Here is a 16,038-nt window from a genome sequence, read left to right on the forward strand (position 1 = left end):
CACCGGCTCGTGCTGCGCATGTGGTTATTCGTCTTGATGAGCATGAGGAGTACGTGGCTGAGGGCAAGCTTATTCGTGCTACGGATGGCACGGTGCGCCCGGCTCGTTTGCTCGCCCAGGACAAGCTTGCGGAGGTCGGCTACGTCACGTTGGTGACCGATTGGGGTGAGCCGGTGGATTGCTTTAAGTCGACGCCGATCTTCAATGAGAAGCAAACGCTCATGGCGTTTGCTTTGCATCCGCAGTGTATTCATCCGGGTTGTGTGACGCCGGCTTTGTTGTGCGAGCGTGACCACTTTATCCCGCGGAACAAGGGCGGCGACACGAATGTCGCGAACCTTGTGCCGTTATGCCGGTTCCATAACGGGCGCAAGGCCGATGGTGATTCGTATACCCGTGATGCCGAGGGCAATTACTGGTACGTCACGCCGTATGGCAAGCGCCTGCTCTGCACCGTGGACTAACCCCCCACAAACGAAAACCCGCCCCGCAGGGCGGGTCATTCGGCATGCCGTTTTATACAGCGCACTGCGTCGAAGTGTTCTTGTCGTAGTTCGAGTACTGCTGCAGCGCGTACTGGAACGCCAGCGCGTACTGGTCGGCGCCTTCGATTTCGGGGTGGACGCCGTCGGCGCGCAGGAGCGACGTGTTGGACTGTGCGTGCGTGCACCAGTCCGCGATGTAGACGTTCTTGTGGTCCTTGGCCGCTTGGATGACCTCGGCGCGCGCGCCGGGCATCCAGTCCCGGTCGCCGTAGGGGACGGAGAGAACGATGGTGCGGTCGGGGCCGATGGCATCGATAAGCTCATCGAGCTGTCCGGGGAACGCCGCGCCATTCGTGCCGAAGCCGAGGAAGACTGTATCGCGCAGCTGGCCCGTACTCTTCAGCTCCTGGACGATTGGAATCGCCGCGGTGTAGTGACGCGAGACCGTCGCGTCGATGTAGAGACCAGGGAAACGGGTGTTGAGCGCGGCGCTCGAGGCGAGCATGACCGAGTCGCCGATGGCGGTTATCTCTGGGCCGCGCGGCATGGGGCGGGTCTTCTTAGCAGTCGTCGTGGGAGCGGCGGCCTCGGGAGCTGGCGTGCTTCCCGAGTTATTGAGCTGTTGCAGCTCTTCGAGGTCGCGTTCGAGCTGCGTCTTATCGCTCGACGTCACGACGCCGTAGACCACGCCTGCCAGCGACGCAACGACGAGCAGCGGCACGAGCGGCCACGCGACCTTCGCGAAGCCGTACCGCAGCTCGGCAAGGCCCGGGCGGGAGGCCCAGTACGTCGTCCACGCCTTCTTGTATCCGCCGCGACGGAACGGGTTTTCAATGAACTGGTACGAGATTTCCGCCAGGAGGAAGGACAGCGGTAACGCCACAAGCCCCCACACCCAGGCGTGCTCGCGCTTTGAGTCGAAGAGCGCGATGAGGATCATGATGAGCGGCCAGTGCCACAGGTAGAGCGAGAACGAGCGTTGGCCCAGCCACCGCATGACGGTCGTGCTGAAGAGCCACGTGAGCGGACGCGCGTCGCGCACGACACCCCAGAGCATGAGCGCTCCCAGCACGCTCGTAAGCATCAGCCCGCCGCGGTAGGTGAATTCCAGATCGTCTGTCATGAAAATGAGCTGCGCGAGGTACGCGAGCAACGTCAGCGGCGCGAGGACCTGCGCCGCGATAGCGCCTGCGCGGCGCGACGATGGCCAGGAGTCCGCCGCTGGGTCCGAGTGCGTCGACGTAATGATGAGCGACAGCGCCGCACCGATGAGCAAGCCAAACGCGTGCGTATCCGTGCCGTAGTAGACACGCGTCGGGTCCTCGCCTGGGGTGTAGATAAACCACATGGCGACCGCGGACGCCGCGGCCAGCACGACCGACACGATAATCGGCACGCGCCGCGGATACCGCCGCACGACGATAAACAGCCCCGCGATAAGCAGCGGCCAGATGAGATAGAACTGCTCCTCCACGGCGAGCGACCAGTAGTGCGCGAAGACCTGAATCTCGTTGTCCGCAAAGTAAGACTGGGAGGTGGCAATCTGCGTCCAGTTATTGACGAAGAAGAGCGTGCCCAGGAACTGCTCGCGAATCCCCACGGCCAGGTCGCCGCCAATCGCCGCGACAATCGCCGTACAGATCACCAGCACCGTCACGGCTGCCGGCAAAATGCGCCGGAAACGCCGGACCCAGAAATCCTTGAGACTAATGCGCCCCGTGACGCGGAACTCGCGCACGAGCAGCGACGTAATAAGGAAGCCCGACAGGACAAAGAACATGTCCACGCCCAGGTAGCCGCCGGGCAGCACATCGCCAAAGAAGTGATAAATGACCACAGCGAGTACCGCCAGGCCGCGCAGGCCGTCAAGACCCGGCACCAGACGCAGCCGGGTGCGCGCATTCTTTCGCACCGCCGCGGACTCGACCGGCGTGGCAAGCGCCCGCTTGCCGATGCCCCCATCGCCCACCGCAGCCTCCGCCTCCGCCGCCCGGGCGGCGCTGCGTTGTGCCGCCGAGGGAATGACAACCGGCATCGCGCGCTTGCGAGCCATGGGTCCAGCAGTTGCGGTTGCAGCAGCGGCCGCCGCGGCCGCGAGTGCTCCTGCCGTCTCGGCAGCGGGCTTGTCAGCTACGGGTTGCGATGCAGGCGTTTCAACTCGGGGCGCTGGGGAGGAGAGAATTCCCGACAAGCGCCGCAGCACCCGACGCGCAGCCGGCGACGGCTCTGGTTCGTCATCCGTTGCGGGAGCGGGGCGCAGGCTGGCGGGGAGGCGGCGTGCGGCGACGCGGTTGGCGGGCGTTGCTTCGCGCTCGAGTGGGGGCGCTGGGCGTAGCGGACGGGGAGCCGCAGGCGCGGGAACCGGGGCCAGGGTAGCTGCGGGGACGGTGAGGAGCGTGGCGAGCCGGCGGTGCGCGCGGCGCGCGGCGGGCGAGAGCTCTGGTTCTTCGTCCGTGGCGGGAGCGGGGCGCAGGCTGGCGGGGAGGCGTCGTGCGGCGACGCGGTTGGCGGGCGTTGCTTCGCGCTCGAGTGGGGGCGCTGGGCGTAGCGGACGGGGAGCCGCAGGCGCGGGAACCGGGGCCAGGGTAGCTGCGGGGACGGTGAGGAGCGTGGCGAGCCGGCGGTGCGCGCGGCGCGCGGTGGGCGAGAGTTCTGGTTCTTCGTGCGTTGCGGGAGCAGGGCGCAGGCTGGCGGGGAGGCGGCGTGCAGCGACGCGGTTGGCCGGTGTCGCCTGGCGCGGGGCAGGCGCGGCGTGACGCGGCGGGCGCGCGATGGGCTCGGGAACTGCGGGGCGGGAAACTGGGGCCGACTCCGGAGACTGGGGCGCGGGAAGCTCGTTGTCACGGTGGGTGCCGGTGACGCGATCAACAATCGACCGAAGGAAGCGTTTCACAAAATCTCCCGCATGAGAAGATGGTACAAGGACGTGCTATAGCTTAACCCCCACGGCGGGATGGGCGTTAGCCGCGGGCGGCGCGATACGCGGCCTGCGCGCGCACGGCGTCGAGGCCATCCGGCAGCGGCACGGCGAGGATCGCCGAGTGCGTCGCAACGGTGGCGTCGGGCAGGCGTAGCTGCGGGGCGTCGAGGAGGAACAGGCCCGTCGTCGTGGGGGAGAGCGCGACGGGAACGAGCGTCCACAGCTGAAGGATGGGCATGGCGGCTTGGGCAAGGCCGAGCTCGAAGGCGCGGGCAGCGGGCAGCTGCGGGCGCAGGAAGTCCGCGATGCCGTGGTCCGCGCCGAAGCGGCGCACATTGGCGGCGGCGCGGCGGGCCGGCGGGGCGAGTTCTTCGTCGGCCCAGGCCCACGTCCACGTGTCGTCCGTGATGGTCGCGAGGACCGGGGCGACGGCCTCGAAAGCATGGCCGCCGGCAGAGACGGTGGCGCGGCCCTCGAGCAGGCGCGGGGACACTTGCGCGTGGGGGAAGCGGGCATCGACGAAGAACTGGTGCTCGGCAGCGAGGTAGTGGGCATCTGCGCGCACATCGGCGAGGGTGAGCGAGGAACCCCAGCCGGTCAACCGCGTGCCGTCGAAGCGCGGTGCGGGAATCTGTTGGCCGGTGGCTTGGGCGTAGGCCTCGAGGGCGCGCCGCTCGTCGGTCGCGGGAGTGGACTGTGCGAGCCCGGCGGCAATCGCCTCGGACAGCGGCACGCCGTTGCCGCGGAAGGCGACGGCGACGGCGGCGAGTGCGTCGTCCTGCTCGGCGATGAGCACCGGCGAGCCGCCCACGACGGTGCGCGCGGCGGCGAGAAGCTTCGGAGAATAAGGCTGGGTGCCGCTCAGCTCGGGCACAGTAAGCCCCGCGGTCATGGAGGTGGCCCACGTCCACTGGCCGTCGCGGAGGACGGCCAGGCGAGTGCCCTCGAGATCATGGACGCCGGTCTGGGCGTCGATGCGCAGCTGGACGGGGACATCGGGAAGCGGGGCGCCAGCGCCGTCACGGTCGGCCGCGAAGTTATACTCCGCCGAGCTTACGGGCCCGAGTGCCTGCGCGAACGCGAGGTCTTGGGCTGCGGAGACGAAGAGTCCGTCGGCAAGCACATCGGCGAGCGTGGCAGGCGCGGGCAGCGGCATGGCGTGGAATGCTCCTTACAGAGGGTTAGGCCAACGGGGCCGCGACGGCGTCCTCGTAGGCGGAGATAAGGGACATCGTAGACTCTCGCCACGAGTATTTTTCGGCCTCGGCGCGCGCGGCGGCGCCCATTTCTGCGCGCGCCGTGGGATCGGTGAGGAGGTCGGCGATGGCTGCGGCCCAGGCGGCATCGGGAAGCTCGGGCTCAATGAGGCGGCCGGTGACGCCTTCGGTGATGACGAAGGGAATGCCGCCGGCGCGGGTGCCCACGACGGGCACGCCCGAGGCGAAGGACTCGAGCGCGACAAGGCCGAGAGTCTCCGTCTGGGAGGGGAAGACGAAGACGTCGCCGGAGGCGAAGGCGGCGGCGAGGTCCTCACCGGAGAGGTAGCCGGTGAAGACGGTGCCGTCGTCGAAGTGTTGCTTGAGCTCCTCGAGGTAGGGGCCTGCGCCGACGATGGCGAGGCGCGCGCTGGGGACTTTCTCGCGGACGCTTTGTGCGATGGCGGGGAGACGGTCCAAGTCCTTTTCCTTGGAGACGCGGCCGACGTAGACGAAGAGCGGGTCCTCGGGGTGGCCGTCGCTAAGCCGGTCGCGCATCTCACGTGTGGCCTTGGAGGGGTGGTAGCCGTGGGTGTCGACGGCCTTGGGCCACAGCCGGACGTTGCGGATGCCCAGGTCGCGAGCCTTGGTCACCATGGGGCCGGAGGTGCACAGGTTTACCGCAGCCTGGTTGTGGAGGTACTTCAGCGCGGCGACGGTGAGCGGCTTGGTCCAGCCGATGCCGAGGGCCTCGACGTATTCGGGCACGTTGGTGTGGAAGCTCGCGACGAGCGGGACGGCGTCGAGCTTCGCGGCAAAGACGCCCAGCGCCGCGGTCCAGATGGGGTTGACGGCGTGGATGACGTCGGGGTCGAAGGCGCGGATTTCCTTGAAGAAGCGCGCGGACGGGAGACCGAACTTGATTTCCGGGTAGACGGGCAGTGCGAGCGACGGGATGCGGTGGACCGGGAACCCCGCGAAGGTCGCGGGCGGGGTGCCGGGTGCGAAGATGGCGACCTCGTGGCCCAAGGCTGCGAGCTGCTCGATGGTACGGGTCAGTCGCGTGACCACGCCGTCGATTTTGGGGAGGAAGACCTCCGTGACGATGGCTACTCTCATGAAAGTTCGGGCACACCTGCGCGCTGGTTCTTCGTCCACAGGGACTGCGCGGGGATCTTGTCACGGTCGACGCGATCGGCGTAGCGCTGGGCGACTTCCTCGACTTCGTGGAGCAGGCCCTCGGCGAGCGTGGTGGGCTTAAGCCCCAGGGAGAGGAACGTGTCGTTGGAGACGAAGAGCTCGTTTTCCGCTGATTCCTTGCGCGGGTTGGGCACGTAGGCCACGGCGGCGCCGGAAATCTGCGCGACGAGCTCGGCAAGGTCGCGGACGCGGTGCGTTTCCGTCATCTGGTTGATGATCTTCACGCGCTCGCCACGCGCCGGCGGGTTCTCGAGCGCGAGCTCGATGCAGCGGACCATGTCACGGATGTGGATAAATGCGCGGGTCTGGCCGCCCGTGCCGTGGACGGTGAGCGGGTAGCCGATGCCGGCCTGGATGAGGAAGCGGTTGAGCACCGTGCCATAGTCGCCGTCGTAGTCGAAGCGGTTGATAAGGCGCTCGTCCCGCGCCGTCTGCTCGGTCCACGTGCCCCAGATGATGCCCTGGTGGAGGTCGGTGACGCGCAGCTCGTCGTTCTTCGCGTAGTACGCAAAAAGGTGCTGGTCGAGCACCTTCGTCATGTGGTAGACGGAGCCCGGGTTGGACGGGTAGAGGATGGACTGCTCGATGTTGCCGTGGTCGTCCGTGTGGACCATGACGTCGAGGTAGCCTTCCGGAATCTTCATGCCCGCGGTGCCGTAGCCGTAGACGCCCATGGTGCCCAGGTGCACGACGTGGATATCGAGCCCGGACTCCACGATGGCCGCGAGCAAGTTGTGCGTCGCGTTGATGTTGTTATCCACCGTGTAGCGCTTCGTGCGTGAGTTCTTCATGGAGTACGGCGCGGCGCGTTGCTCGGCGAAGTGCACGACGGCATCGGGAGCCTCCGCGCGCAGGAAATCGAGCAGGGCGTCGTAGTCTTGCGCGACGTCGATATTGCGGAAGCCGATGGTCTTGCCGGTGACCTCGTACCAGGCGTCCAGGCGCTCCGCGATGGAGGCGATGAGGGTGAGCGATTCCGCGCCGAGTTCTTTATCGATGGCGCGGCGGGAGAGGTTGTCGATGATGGTGACGTCGTGTCCCCGGTCCGAGAGGTAGAGGGATGCGGGCCAGCCGCAGAATCCGTCGCCGCCCAGAATCGCGATCTTCACTGTGGTGTTCACTCCTCGTGCTCGTGCGCCCGCCGAGTTGCGGGGCCTTTGCACGACAATACCCCGGCCTTCCGCCCGCAATGGGGGGATCCGGGGTAAATACTTGGTGAACTAGGCGCGGAGCTTTCCGATGCCACGTACCACCCGCACGGCACGAGCGATCAGCGCCCGGCCCTGTTCAGGGGTGCGATCCGGGCCGAGCTCGTCGTAGATGTGCAAGGCATGGCCGATGCCCCCGGCGCCGGCCTGGAGGGCGACAAGGATATCGAACTCGTCCATACTGGGGAAGCGTTCCTGGAAGGCGGTGATGATGGGAGCCGCGGCGGCGCGGGCTGTCTCCTCGTCCGCGCCGAGGGCGCTGGGGCCTCGGTGCTGCATCTCCATGGCCTGACCGATGGCGAGCAGCGTGCTGAGCGAGTAGAGCTCAACGCCGTCGTCGGAGAGGGCATCGCCCAGCAAGCGCTCGAGGACGTCGAGCATGTCGAGGCCCGTGGGGAGCGCGCGGATATCCTCGGCGATGACGGCGAACGTGCCCGCGATGAAGTCGACGAGGGGCTCTTCCAGACTCGAGAAATAGTTGTGGAAGGTGCGGGGAGAAACGCCGGCGGCGTCCGCGACGGCGGCGACGGTAAGCGCGTCGAAGCCCTCGCGCAGCACGATATTAGCTGCCGACTCCGCGATGGCGGTGTGTGTCGCTTGCTTCTTCTTATCCCGCAGTCCGGTCACTAGTTCTTCACCTTCTCGCGCTGGCTGGCCTCGAGCGCCGCGCGGTCGCGGGAGAGGGCCTCGCCTTCGATATCCATGTTGGGAAGCAGCTTATCGAGCCACTTCGGGATCCACCAAGCCTTCTCGTCGAGGAGGAACATCGTGGCAGGGATGAGCATCATGCGGACGATGAAGGCGTCAATGAACACGCCCACGGCGAGCGCGAAGCCCATCGTCTTAATGAATGGCATGTCGATGAGCATGAACGCCGCGAAGACGGAGATCATGATGAGTGCTGCGGCCGTCACGGTGCGGGCGCCGTGCTTGAAACCGTTGGAGGTTGCGTTGCCCGCGGTCTTGCCGTGGACGAAGCCTTCGCGCATGCGGGTGACGAGGAAGACTTGGTAGTCCATGGCGAGGCCGAAGGTCAGGCCGATGAGCATGATGGGCAGGAAGGAAAGGATGGGCTGTGGGTCGTCGATGATGCCGAACATGCCCTTCTGGAAGATGGCGACGGTAATGCCGAAAGTCGCGGCCATGGAGAGGCCGAAGCCGGCGGCCGCGATGAGCGGCACCCAGATGGAGCGGAAGACGAGCAGCAGGACGAAGAACGCGAGGACCAGGACGATCGCGATATACGGAACGAGAACGCTATTGAGCTTCTCCGAGATGTCGTTGAAGATAGGCGTGATGCCCGTGACGCCATAGGTGCCGCCGGTGTTCTCCTCGAACTCGCCCTTGTAGTCGCGCAGGTGCTCGAGCGTGGTCGTCGTGGCCTCGTCCGTGGCGCCGGTGGTGGGGGTAATCATGATGCGGGCGGCATCGTTCGCCTCGTTCATGCCTGCGATCTGGGCGTTGACGACGCCCTCGGTCGTAGCGAAGTCCTGCAGAAGCTCCTGGAGGGCCGGCATGCGGTCTTGCTCGGAGACGTTCGCGAGGTCGACGAAGGCGATCATCGGGGCGTTGCGGCCGGGGCCGAAGGCTTCTTCGGTCATCTCGTACGCGTTGCGCTGCGGTGAGCCGAGCTTGGCGGTGCCGTCGGTGGGCATCGCGAGCGTGAGGTTCGCAGCAGGGATGGCGAGGACGCCGAGCAGGACGACGCCCGCGACGAGGTGGAGGAACGGATGCGCGCGGATGCGGCGGACCCAGAGCAGCCCCATGGTCGGCTTCTCGTCCTCGGGATCCGGGACCTTGGGGCCGGGGACGCGGGCGGCGAAGATTTTTGTGCCAAGCAGGCCGAGCAGCGCCGGGATGAACGTGAGCGCGACGAGTACGGCGATGACGACGGTCACGGCGGCGGCAATGGCCATCGTGGACAGGAACGGGATGCCGATGATGGTGAGCGCGGCGAGTGCAATGACCACCGTCGTGCCGGCGAAAACGACGGAGGAGCCGGCGGTGCCGAGCGCCATGCCCATGGAGTGGGCGCGGGTGGCCTTGTCCATCTTCTTCAGTTCCGCGGCGAGTTCCTTGGGGCTCAAGTCGTTGAGGCCGGAGGAGGTGATGAGCTCGTTGCGGAAGCGCGCGACGATAAACAACGCGTAGTCGATGCCGACGGCGAGGCCGATCATGGACGCGAGCATGGGCGTCATGTCGGAGACGGAGTCGGTGAAGATCGTGGCGAGCTGGACGCCGAGGAGCCCCACGCCCACGCCGATGACGGCGGAGATGAGCGGCATGCCTGCGGCGACGAAGGAGCCGAAGGTGATGAGCAGGACGATGGCGGCGACGATGAGGCCGAGGATCTCGGACGTGCCGTTCATCTCGTCCGCGCCGCTAAAGGCGTTGCCGCCGTAGGCGACGGTGAGGTCGCCCTCGTCAGCGTGGGTGAGTACGTCGGTGACGGCGGACTTCTCTTCCGTGGGAATCTCGGTGATGGTGTCCGCGTCGAAGGTAATCGACAGCGTGCCGGTGCGCTTATCGGCGCTCAGCGGCGAAATGGCGGCGAGGTTCGCGTCGATCTGCTCCTGCGGCATGCCCTGGGCCGAGAGCTGCTCGGTCATCTGCTTCTGCATGCCGGCGGCCGCCATGACGGGGCTCACGAGAGCGTCGGTGTCGGTGAGCGCGCCGGTGTCCTTGAGATTCGCGATGAGCTGATCGACCTCGGCGGCGACGTCCGGGTCGGCGAGGGTCTTACCCTCCGGCGCCTCGATGATGACATTGGCGGTCGGCGCGTCCATGGACTCGCCGCTGTCGCCGAAGCGTTCGTTCATCTGCTCCATCGTCACGGTGGAGTCCATGTCCGGCATGGAGAAGGAGGGGTTGGGGGACTTCGCGAAGCCGGCCGCCAGGCCGCCCATCGCGATGAGGAGTACCAGCCAGAAGGCTAAAAAGGGCCACACCTTGCGGTACGACCACGAGCCAACGCGGTAGAGGAATTTCGACATGTAATTCTTTCTCTCGATAACAGTGCATGACCCGTGCGACGTCACGGCCGCGGGGATACGTGCATACCCTACGCAATTTTGCGGAGATGGTGCAAATTTAACGGTTAAAGTTGCGCGCCGGCGGTGGGCTAGACTGTCCCGCATGCTCCATGCCGTCCTTTATGCCCTCCTTGACTCCGTGAATGCGCTGCTCATCGGCATCCTCGTCGCGATTGGCATCATGCTGCCGCGCGGGATGTACCGCAAGATCGCCACGCTTGTGGTCGTGGGAGACTGGCTGGGCGTGCTTGCTGCGACGGCGCTCGTGTTCTTCATCTTTCTTGGCATCAAGGACCAGATCATCGCGGTCCTCGGCTCGCCCGTCGCAGGCATCGTGCTCATCGTCGTTGGCATACTCCTTGCGCTCGGCGCGTGGCGCTCGAAGGGCCAGTCGAGCCCGCTCGTGGAGAAACTTCTGGGCCCTCTGCGCACTCCGTCGTTGCTCACGGGGCTTGTCGGCTTCGCGATGGGCGTTATCCAATCGCTCACGTCCGTGCCGTTCTACTACGGCCTCATGCACTTGGCGGCGGGCGACCTCTCGGTGAATTCGCGGATCAGCGCGGGCCTGCTCTACGCCTGCTTAGCACTGAGCCTGCCCACGCTGTGCGGCCTGGGGCTCGCGATGGTGCGCCATTACCCGGACAGCCCAGCCGGGCGCATCTTCGCGGCTGCGCGCCGCAACTCGACCCAGGTCGCGCTGTACTCGGGCTACGCGGTCGCGGGCTTCCTCATCATCATGGGCGTGGTCTCGCTCTAGAACCAGACGTCCTCGAGTCGTAGGGACTCGGACTCGGGTGCTTGGCCGCGGGCGGTCTCGACGTAGCGCGCGGCGTGCGGGATAAACGCGGCGGATTCCTCGGGGCTCAGCTCGCGGCGGACCTTGGCGGGCACGCCAGCGGCGAGCGAGCGCGCCGGGATGTGCTGGCCCTCGAGGACCACGGCGCCACCGGCGATGAGCGAGCCGGTACCGATGCGCGAGCGCGAGAGCACGGTGGCCTGCATGCCCACGAGCGTGCCGGACTCGACGTGTGCGCCGTGGACCATCGCCATGTGGCCCACGGTCACGTCGTCTTCGAGGACGCAGTCTGCGTCGCGGTCGACGTGGAGTACGCAATTGTCCTGGATGTTCGTGCGCGCGCCGATACGGATGGCGCCCACGTCGGCGCGCAGGACCGTGCCGTAGAAGACGGAGGAATCGGGGCCGATTTCCACGTCGCCGATAATCGTGGCGTTCGGCGCGATAAACGCGCTGCGGTGGATGCGGGGACGGACGCCGTTGAAAGGAAGAATGAGCATGGTTTACTCCACGGAGATTGCGAGGGTTTCGGACAGTTCGTAGTCGCCCGGCTCGGCGCGCAGGGTCTCTAGGAGTGCGGCGCGCGTGTCCGGGTCGAGCGGGATGGCCCAGCCCTTCTTCGGGTCGCGGACGGGGACCTCGGGGCGCGGGGAGGGGGAGAAGAAGACGCGGGTGGGGGCATCGGCAAGCCAGGCAGGCTCGGCGGCGCGGGCGACCTCACGAAGCGCTGCGACGCCGGAAGGGTCGGTGACGACGATGAGCAAGGTTCCGGCGGTGTGGACCTCGAGGTGGCCGACCTCGACGACGGGCGCGCCAGCCTCGGGCGTGGCGAGGCGCGGGGCCTTGGGGCCGGTGAGCGAGCGGAGCGCGTCAAGTAATCCCATGTGAACATCGTAAGCAGCTGTGTACAGTAAAACAACGTGATTGATGCAAGAAATACCGCCCTGATTTTTGAAGGTGGCGGCATGCGTAACTCGTACACGGCGGCCTGCGTGGCCAAGCTCATCGAGGAAGACGTGCAGTTCGGCTGGGTGGGCGGCGTGTCCGCAGGAGCCTCGCACGCCGTGAACTATCTCTCGCACGATGCGTGGCGGGCGAAGGAATCTTTCGTGGACTTTGCCCATAACCCCAGCTTCGGCGGGGTGTCCTCGCTGCTGCGCGGCACGGGGTATTTCAATGCGGAGTATACTTATGAGCGCTCCTCGGATGAGGAACTGCCCTTCGACTTCGAAGCATTTCTGGCCAATTCGGCGGAGATGAATCTCGCGACGACGCGCGCGGATACAGGCGAGTCTGTCTACATTACGCGCGACGATATTTACGAGCAGTCGGATTTGAATATGTACGTGCGCGCGTCCTCGACGCTGCCGCTTATCATGCCGTTGCGTTTTATTGACGGCGTGCCGTATGTGGACGGCGCGCTGGGCGAGTCCGGCGGCATCTCCATCGACCAGGCGGAGAAGGCTGGCTACGAGAAGTTCCTTTTTGTGGGCACGCACCCGCGCGGCTACGTCCGACCGCAGGTTACACGCCGCCGCGCCGTGCGCCGCGTGCTGGGCCGGTACCCCGCGGTCGCGGAGGCGCTCATCCAACGTCCGGACCGGTATAACGCGTCGAAGGACCGGCTGCTGGAGCTGGAAAAGGAAGGCCGCGCGCAGCTGTTCTTCCCGGAGGATATGCAGGTCGCGTCGACGGAAAAGAACGTCGCCAAGCTGCGGGCGAACTTCGACGCGGGGCGCGCGCAGATGTACGCCGAGTGGCCCGCGTGGAAGGAATTCCTCACTTCCTAACCGAAAGGGTGGCGCAGGTCACGAAGGAACTGTACGATTTATTCTAACTTCGTACAGATTCTTCTTGGGAGGCCTTGTGACCCTGCAGGATACCGATATCGTCATCGTGGGCGCCGCGCGCACCCCCTTTGGCAAGCTGTTGGGCAGGCTTGCTGCACTGCCCGCCACCGACCTGGGCGCGCACGCCATCCGCGGCGCGCTTGAGCAGGCGCGCGTGGAGCCCGAGCTTGTCGATGCCGTCGTCTTCGGCCAGGTCCTCCAGGCCGGCGTTGGCCAGAATCCCACGAAGCAGGCCGCGCTCGCGGCCGGGATTTCGCCGCGGGCGCATACGACGACGGTGAATAAGATTTGCCTTTCCGGGCTCACGGCCGTCATCGACGCGGCGCGTCTGCTGCGCGCGGGCGAGGCCGAGGTCGTCGTCGCCGGCGGCATGGAATCCATGACGAATGCGCCGCACCTGCTGCCGCGCTCGCGCGCCGGCGTGAAATTCGGGGCGTTTGAGGCGCTCGACCACATGGAACACGACGGCTTGCGCGCCGCGGACCTGGGTATTTCCATGGGCTCGCTGTCCGAGAAATACGCGGACCGCTATCCCGTCACCCGCGAAGAACAGGACCATTGCGCGGCGCTGAGCCACCAACGCGCGCTCGCCGCGACGCAGGACGACACGCTCGCCCGCGAAATCGTGCCGCTTACCATCGAGACCCGCAAGGGCTCGGTGACCATCGAGTCCGACGAGGGCATCCGCGAGGGCGTCACGGACGAGTCGTTGGCCAAGCTCCGCCCGGCCTTTGAGAAGGGCGGCTCGATTACGGCGGGCAATTCCTCGCCCATTACGGACGGCGCGGCGGCGGTTGTGCTCACCACGGCCGCGCATGCCGCGGCGCAGGGCTGGGAGGTTCTCGCCGCGCTGCGTTCGGTGGGCCAGACCGCCGGCCCTGATTCCTCGCTGCAGCAACAGCCTGCCGATGCCCTCCTCCGCGCCCTTGAGCGCGAGGGCTGGGACGCAGGCTCCCTCGACCACGTGGAAATCAACGAGGCCTTTGCCGCCGTCGTCGTCCATTCCGCGCGCACCCTGGGCCTGGACCCGGACGCGGTCAACCCGCAGGGCGGAGCGATTGCGATGGGGCACCCCATCGGGGCATCGGGAGCGCGCTTGGTCGTGCATGCGGCGCACCAGCTGGCGGCGGGCGCGGGTTCGCGCGCGGGTGTTGCGCTCTGCGGTGGCGGGGGACAAGGCGAGGCCCTGCTGCTCGAAGCGAAATAGAAAGGAACTGTGAGATGTCTGTAGAAATCACCGAGGGCGAGGTTCTCGCTTCTGTGCGCGACGGCGTGGGCACGCTCACGCTTAACCGGCCTAAGGCGCTCAACGCGTTGACCTTGGACATGATTCGTGAGTTCACCCGCGTTCTGCGTGCGTGGGCGGACGATGACGCGGTGCGTCTCGTGCTCGTGCGGGGTGCTGGTGAGCGCGGCCTGTGCGCTGGCGGCGACGTCGCGGCGCTCTACCGCGACGCAGTCGCCGAGGGTGGACCAGGCGACTTCGGCGCCACGTTTTGGCGCGAGGAGTACGAGCTTAACCACTATATTTCGATCTACCCCAAGCCGTACGTGGCGCTGCAGACGGGCATCGTGCTGGGTGGCGGCATCGGGATCTCGGCGCACGGCAGCCACCGGATCGTCACGGATGACTCGCGCCTGGGCATGCCCGAGGTCGGCATCGGCTACTCGCCGGATGCCGGTGGCTCCTACGTCCTCGCGCGTGCGGCGGATCGGCTGGGCTTCCATCTGGGCTACACCGCGGCCCACGTCGGCGCGGCCGAGACCATCGACACCGGCTTCGCAGACTACTACGTGCCGCAGGACCAGATTGAGTCGCTCGTGGCACGGCTGCACGAGACCGCGGACCCGGCCGTCATCGCGGAGTTCGCGCAGGACGCCGGTCCGGGCTTCGGCGAGGACCGTGCCGAGATGGTCGAGGCCTACGCCGCGCCCACGGCCGAGGCGACGCTCGAGCGACTCGACGCGCTGGCCGCCGAGCACGGCGAGGAGCACTGGGCTGCGAAGGCCGCCAAGCGCATTCGCCGCAACTCGCCGCTGGGCATCCGCGTGACCGAGGAAGGCCTGGAGCGCGCGGCGCAGCACAGCCTCGCGGACGTGCTCACGCAGGAATTCTGGATGTCGCTCAATATGCAGCGCCACCCCGAGTTTGCCGAGGGCATCCGCGCCCAAATCATCGACAAGGACCGCAGCCCGCACTGGAAGTACGCCACGATCGCGGACGTGCCGGGCGACGTGGGCGCCATCTTCGCCCCCATCGACGGCATTGCGCCGCCGGATTTCACCAAGAACGTTTAACGCACGACTGAAGGAGACACCATGGCCATCCTCACCGAGACCCGCGACCGCGTCGCGCTCATTACACTCAACCGTCCCGAGGCGCTCAACGCGCTCAACAAGGCCACGATGGAGGAGGTGACCTCCGCCGTCGCTCAGTTCGACGCGGAAGAGAACATCGGGGCTATCGTCATCACGGGCTCCGAGAAGGCCTTCGCCGCCGGCGCCGACATCAAGGAGATGGCGCCGCGCGGCGCGACCGAGATGTACTCGACCAACTGGTTCGCGGACTGGGATATCCTCACCCGCGCGCGCACGCCGATCATCGCGGCCGTCAACGGCTACGCGCTCGGCGGCGGCTGCGAGCTGGCCATGATGTGCGACTTCATTATCGCTGGCGACCGCGCCAAGTTCGGCCAGCCCGAGGTCAACCTCGGCGTCACCCCGGGCATGGGCGGCTCCCAGCGCCTCACGCGCGCCGTGGGCAAGGCCAAGTCCATGGAGATGTGCCTCACCGGCCGCATGATGGACGCCGAGGAAGCCGAGCGCTCCGGGCTCGTCGCCCGCGTCGTCCCCGCCGGCGAGCTCCTCGACGAGGCGCTGAAGACCGCCGCGACCATCGCGGCCAAATCGCTTATCGCGACGACCATGATTAAGGAGCAGGTCAACGCCGCCTACGAGACGACCCTCGCACAGGGCCTCCTCTTCGAGCGCCGCACCTTCCACTCCATCTTCTCCTCCAACGACCAGAAGGAAGGCATGGCCGCCTTCGCCGAGAAGCGCGACGCCAACTTCACGCACTCCTAAAATTCAGTTTTCGCTTGCGCACCCACATTTGGAGGGCTCTACAGCTGTTGCTTCCGCGCGCACTGTGGGGACCTCTTGTGCTCATTTTCGTTTAGTGTCGCTGATAGTGGTGCTCTACGTGCCGCTTCTCGTGGATGCATAAATATGGTTTCCTTATGGAAATTGATATTCATATGGGATGATGAACGGGCTTAACAATTACTTCATTCTTTGTCTGCTGTTTGAGCCAACGAGCTTGTGGCTGCCTGCGGTGGAGGTCGCTTGTAG

14 protein-coding genes are annotated in these 16,038 nt (G+C 66.4%); 6 read left to right on the forward strand and 8 right to left on the reverse strand.

Going from position 1 to position 16,038, the window contains the following annotated elements; translation table 11 throughout:
* The coding region (locus HMPREF0307_RS03575; RefSeq protein WP_231725027.1) for an HNH endonuclease signature motif containing protein at positions 1 to 464 on the forward strand (464 nt) is incomplete at its 5' end.
* A gap of 52 nt (positions 465 to 516) precedes the next feature.
* Here HMPREF0307_RS03575 and HMPREF0307_RS03580 read toward each other — a convergent pair.
* The 6 genes from HMPREF0307_RS03580 to HMPREF0307_RS03605 form a co-directional block, all read right to left on the reverse strand.
* Complete coding sequence (locus HMPREF0307_RS03580) at positions 517 to 3,378, reverse strand: acyltransferase family protein (RefSeq protein WP_066487376.1); 2,862 nt, start codon at positions 3,376 to 3,378, stop codon at positions 517 to 519.
* A gap of 67 nt (positions 3,379 to 3,445) precedes the next feature.
* Entirely contained in the window at positions 3,446 to 4,561 is a 1,116-nt protein-coding gene (locus HMPREF0307_RS03585) for a DUF6882 domain-containing protein (RefSeq protein ID WP_066487380.1), read from the reverse strand.
* Positions 4,562 to 4,586: 25 nt separating this feature from the next.
* Positions 4,587 to 5,720 carry a glycosyltransferase family 4 protein gene (locus tag HMPREF0307_RS03590; RefSeq protein WP_066487383.1) on the reverse strand — a complete coding sequence of 378 codons (1,134 nt, stop codon included), beginning with the start codon at positions 5,718 to 5,720 and terminating at the stop codon, positions 4,587 to 4,589.
* Positions 5,717 to 6,910: an NAD-dependent epimerase/dehydratase family protein gene (locus tag HMPREF0307_RS03595; RefSeq protein WP_066487395.1), complete on the reverse strand. Its 1,194-nt coding sequence runs from the start codon at positions 6,908 to 6,910 to the stop codon at positions 5,717 to 5,719. The genes HMPREF0307_RS03590 and HMPREF0307_RS03595 overlap by 4 nt, the downstream gene beginning before the upstream one ends.
* 111 nt (positions 6,911 to 7,021) lie before the next feature.
* A complete protein-coding gene (locus HMPREF0307_RS03600; RefSeq protein WP_066487397.1) occupies positions 7,022 to 7,636 on the reverse strand; it encodes a TetR family transcriptional regulator in 615 nt (204 codons plus the stop codon).
* Positions 7,636 to 10,002 (reverse strand): MMPL family transporter, encoded by a 2,367-nt coding sequence (locus tag HMPREF0307_RS03605; RefSeq protein WP_066487399.1) that lies wholly within the window; start codon positions 10,000 to 10,002, stop codon positions 7,636 to 7,638. The genes HMPREF0307_RS03600 and HMPREF0307_RS03605 overlap by 1 nt, the downstream gene beginning before the upstream one ends.
* A gap of 142 nt (positions 10,003 to 10,144) precedes the next feature.
* On the opposite strand from HMPREF0307_RS03605, the gene HMPREF0307_RS03610 reads away from it, so the two are divergent.
* A complete protein-coding gene (locus tag HMPREF0307_RS03610; RefSeq protein WP_066487410.1) occupies positions 10,145 to 10,798 on the forward strand; it encodes a hypothetical protein in 654 nt (217 codons plus the stop codon).
* Here HMPREF0307_RS03610 and HMPREF0307_RS03615 read toward each other — a convergent pair.
* Positions 10,795 to 11,337 (reverse strand): gamma carbonic anhydrase family protein, encoded by a 543-nt coding sequence (locus tag HMPREF0307_RS03615; protein WP_066487413.1) that lies wholly within the window; start codon positions 11,335 to 11,337, stop codon positions 10,795 to 10,797. The genes HMPREF0307_RS03610 and HMPREF0307_RS03615 overlap by 4 nt on opposite strands.
* 3 nt (positions 11,338 to 11,340) lie before the next feature.
* A complete protein-coding gene (locus tag HMPREF0307_RS03620; RefSeq protein WP_066487416.1) occupies positions 11,341 to 11,721 on the reverse strand; it encodes a hypothetical protein in 381 nt (126 codons plus the stop codon).
* Between the two features lie 36 nt (positions 11,722 to 11,757).
* Here HMPREF0307_RS03620 and HMPREF0307_RS03625 point away from each other — a divergent pair, with 36 nt between their 5' ends.
* The 4 genes from HMPREF0307_RS03625 to HMPREF0307_RS03640 all read left to right on the forward strand — a co-directional run bounded on the left by HMPREF0307_RS03625 (position 11,758) and on the right by HMPREF0307_RS03640 (position 15,771).
* Entirely contained in the window at positions 11,758 to 12,627 is an 870-nt protein-coding gene (locus HMPREF0307_RS03625; RefSeq protein WP_066487422.1) for a patatin-like phospholipase family protein, read from the forward strand.
* A gap of 76 nt (positions 12,628 to 12,703) precedes the next feature.
* A complete protein-coding gene (locus tag HMPREF0307_RS03630) occupies positions 12,704 to 13,894 on the forward strand; it encodes an acetyl-CoA C-acyltransferase (RefSeq protein WP_066487425.1) in 1,191 nt (396 codons plus the stop codon).
* A gap of 14 nt (positions 13,895 to 13,908) precedes the next feature.
* Positions 13,909 to 14,985: an enoyl-CoA hydratase/isomerase family protein gene (locus HMPREF0307_RS03635; protein ID WP_066487433.1), complete on the forward strand. Its 1,077-nt coding sequence runs from the start codon at positions 13,909 to 13,911 to the stop codon at positions 14,983 to 14,985.
* 21 nt (positions 14,986 to 15,006) lie between these two features.
* Positions 15,007 to 15,771, forward strand: coding sequence for an enoyl-CoA hydratase (locus tag HMPREF0307_RS03640; protein ID WP_066487435.1), 765 nt, complete (start codon positions 15,007 to 15,009; stop codon positions 15,769 to 15,771).
* Positions 15,772 to 16,038 lie beyond the last annotated feature (267 nt).

This window comes from Corynebacterium sp. DNF00584 (assembly GCF_001552965.1).
Lineage (GTDB): Bacteria > Actinomycetota > Actinomycetes > Mycobacteriales > Mycobacteriaceae > Corynebacterium > Corynebacterium phoceense.

Bases quoted from the DNA above. Each gene is read 5' to 3' on its own strand.
- HMPREF0307_RS03585 (WP_066487380.1), bottom strand. From the start codon at position 4,561: ATGCCGCTGCCCGCGCCTGCCACGCTCGCCGATGTGCTTGCCGACGGA.
- HMPREF0307_RS03590 (WP_066487383.1), bottom strand. From the start codon at position 5,720: ATGAGAGTAGCCATCGTCACGGAGGTCTTCCTCCCCAAAATCGACGGC.
- HMPREF0307_RS03605 (WP_066487399.1), bottom strand. From the start codon at position 10,002: ATGTCGAAATTCCTCTACCGCGTTGGCTCGTGGTCGTACCGCAAGGTG.
- HMPREF0307_RS03610 (WP_066487410.1), top strand. From the start codon at position 10,145: ATGCTCCATGCCGTCCTTTATGCCCTCCTTGACTCCGTGAATGCGCTG.
- HMPREF0307_RS03615 (WP_066487413.1), bottom strand. From the start codon at position 11,337: ATGCTCATTCTTCCTTTCAACGGCGTCCGTCCCCGCATCCACCGCAGC.
- HMPREF0307_RS03620 (WP_066487416.1), bottom strand. From the start codon at position 11,721: ATGGGATTACTTGACGCGCTCCGCTCGCTCACCGGCCCCAAGGCCCCG.
- HMPREF0307_RS03635 (WP_066487433.1), top strand. From the start codon at position 13,909: ATGTCTGTAGAAATCACCGAGGGCGAGGTTCTCGCTTCTGTGCGCGAC.
- HMPREF0307_RS03640 (WP_066487435.1), top strand. From the start codon at position 15,007: ATGGCCATCCTCACCGAGACCCGCGACCGCGTCGCGCTCATTACACTC.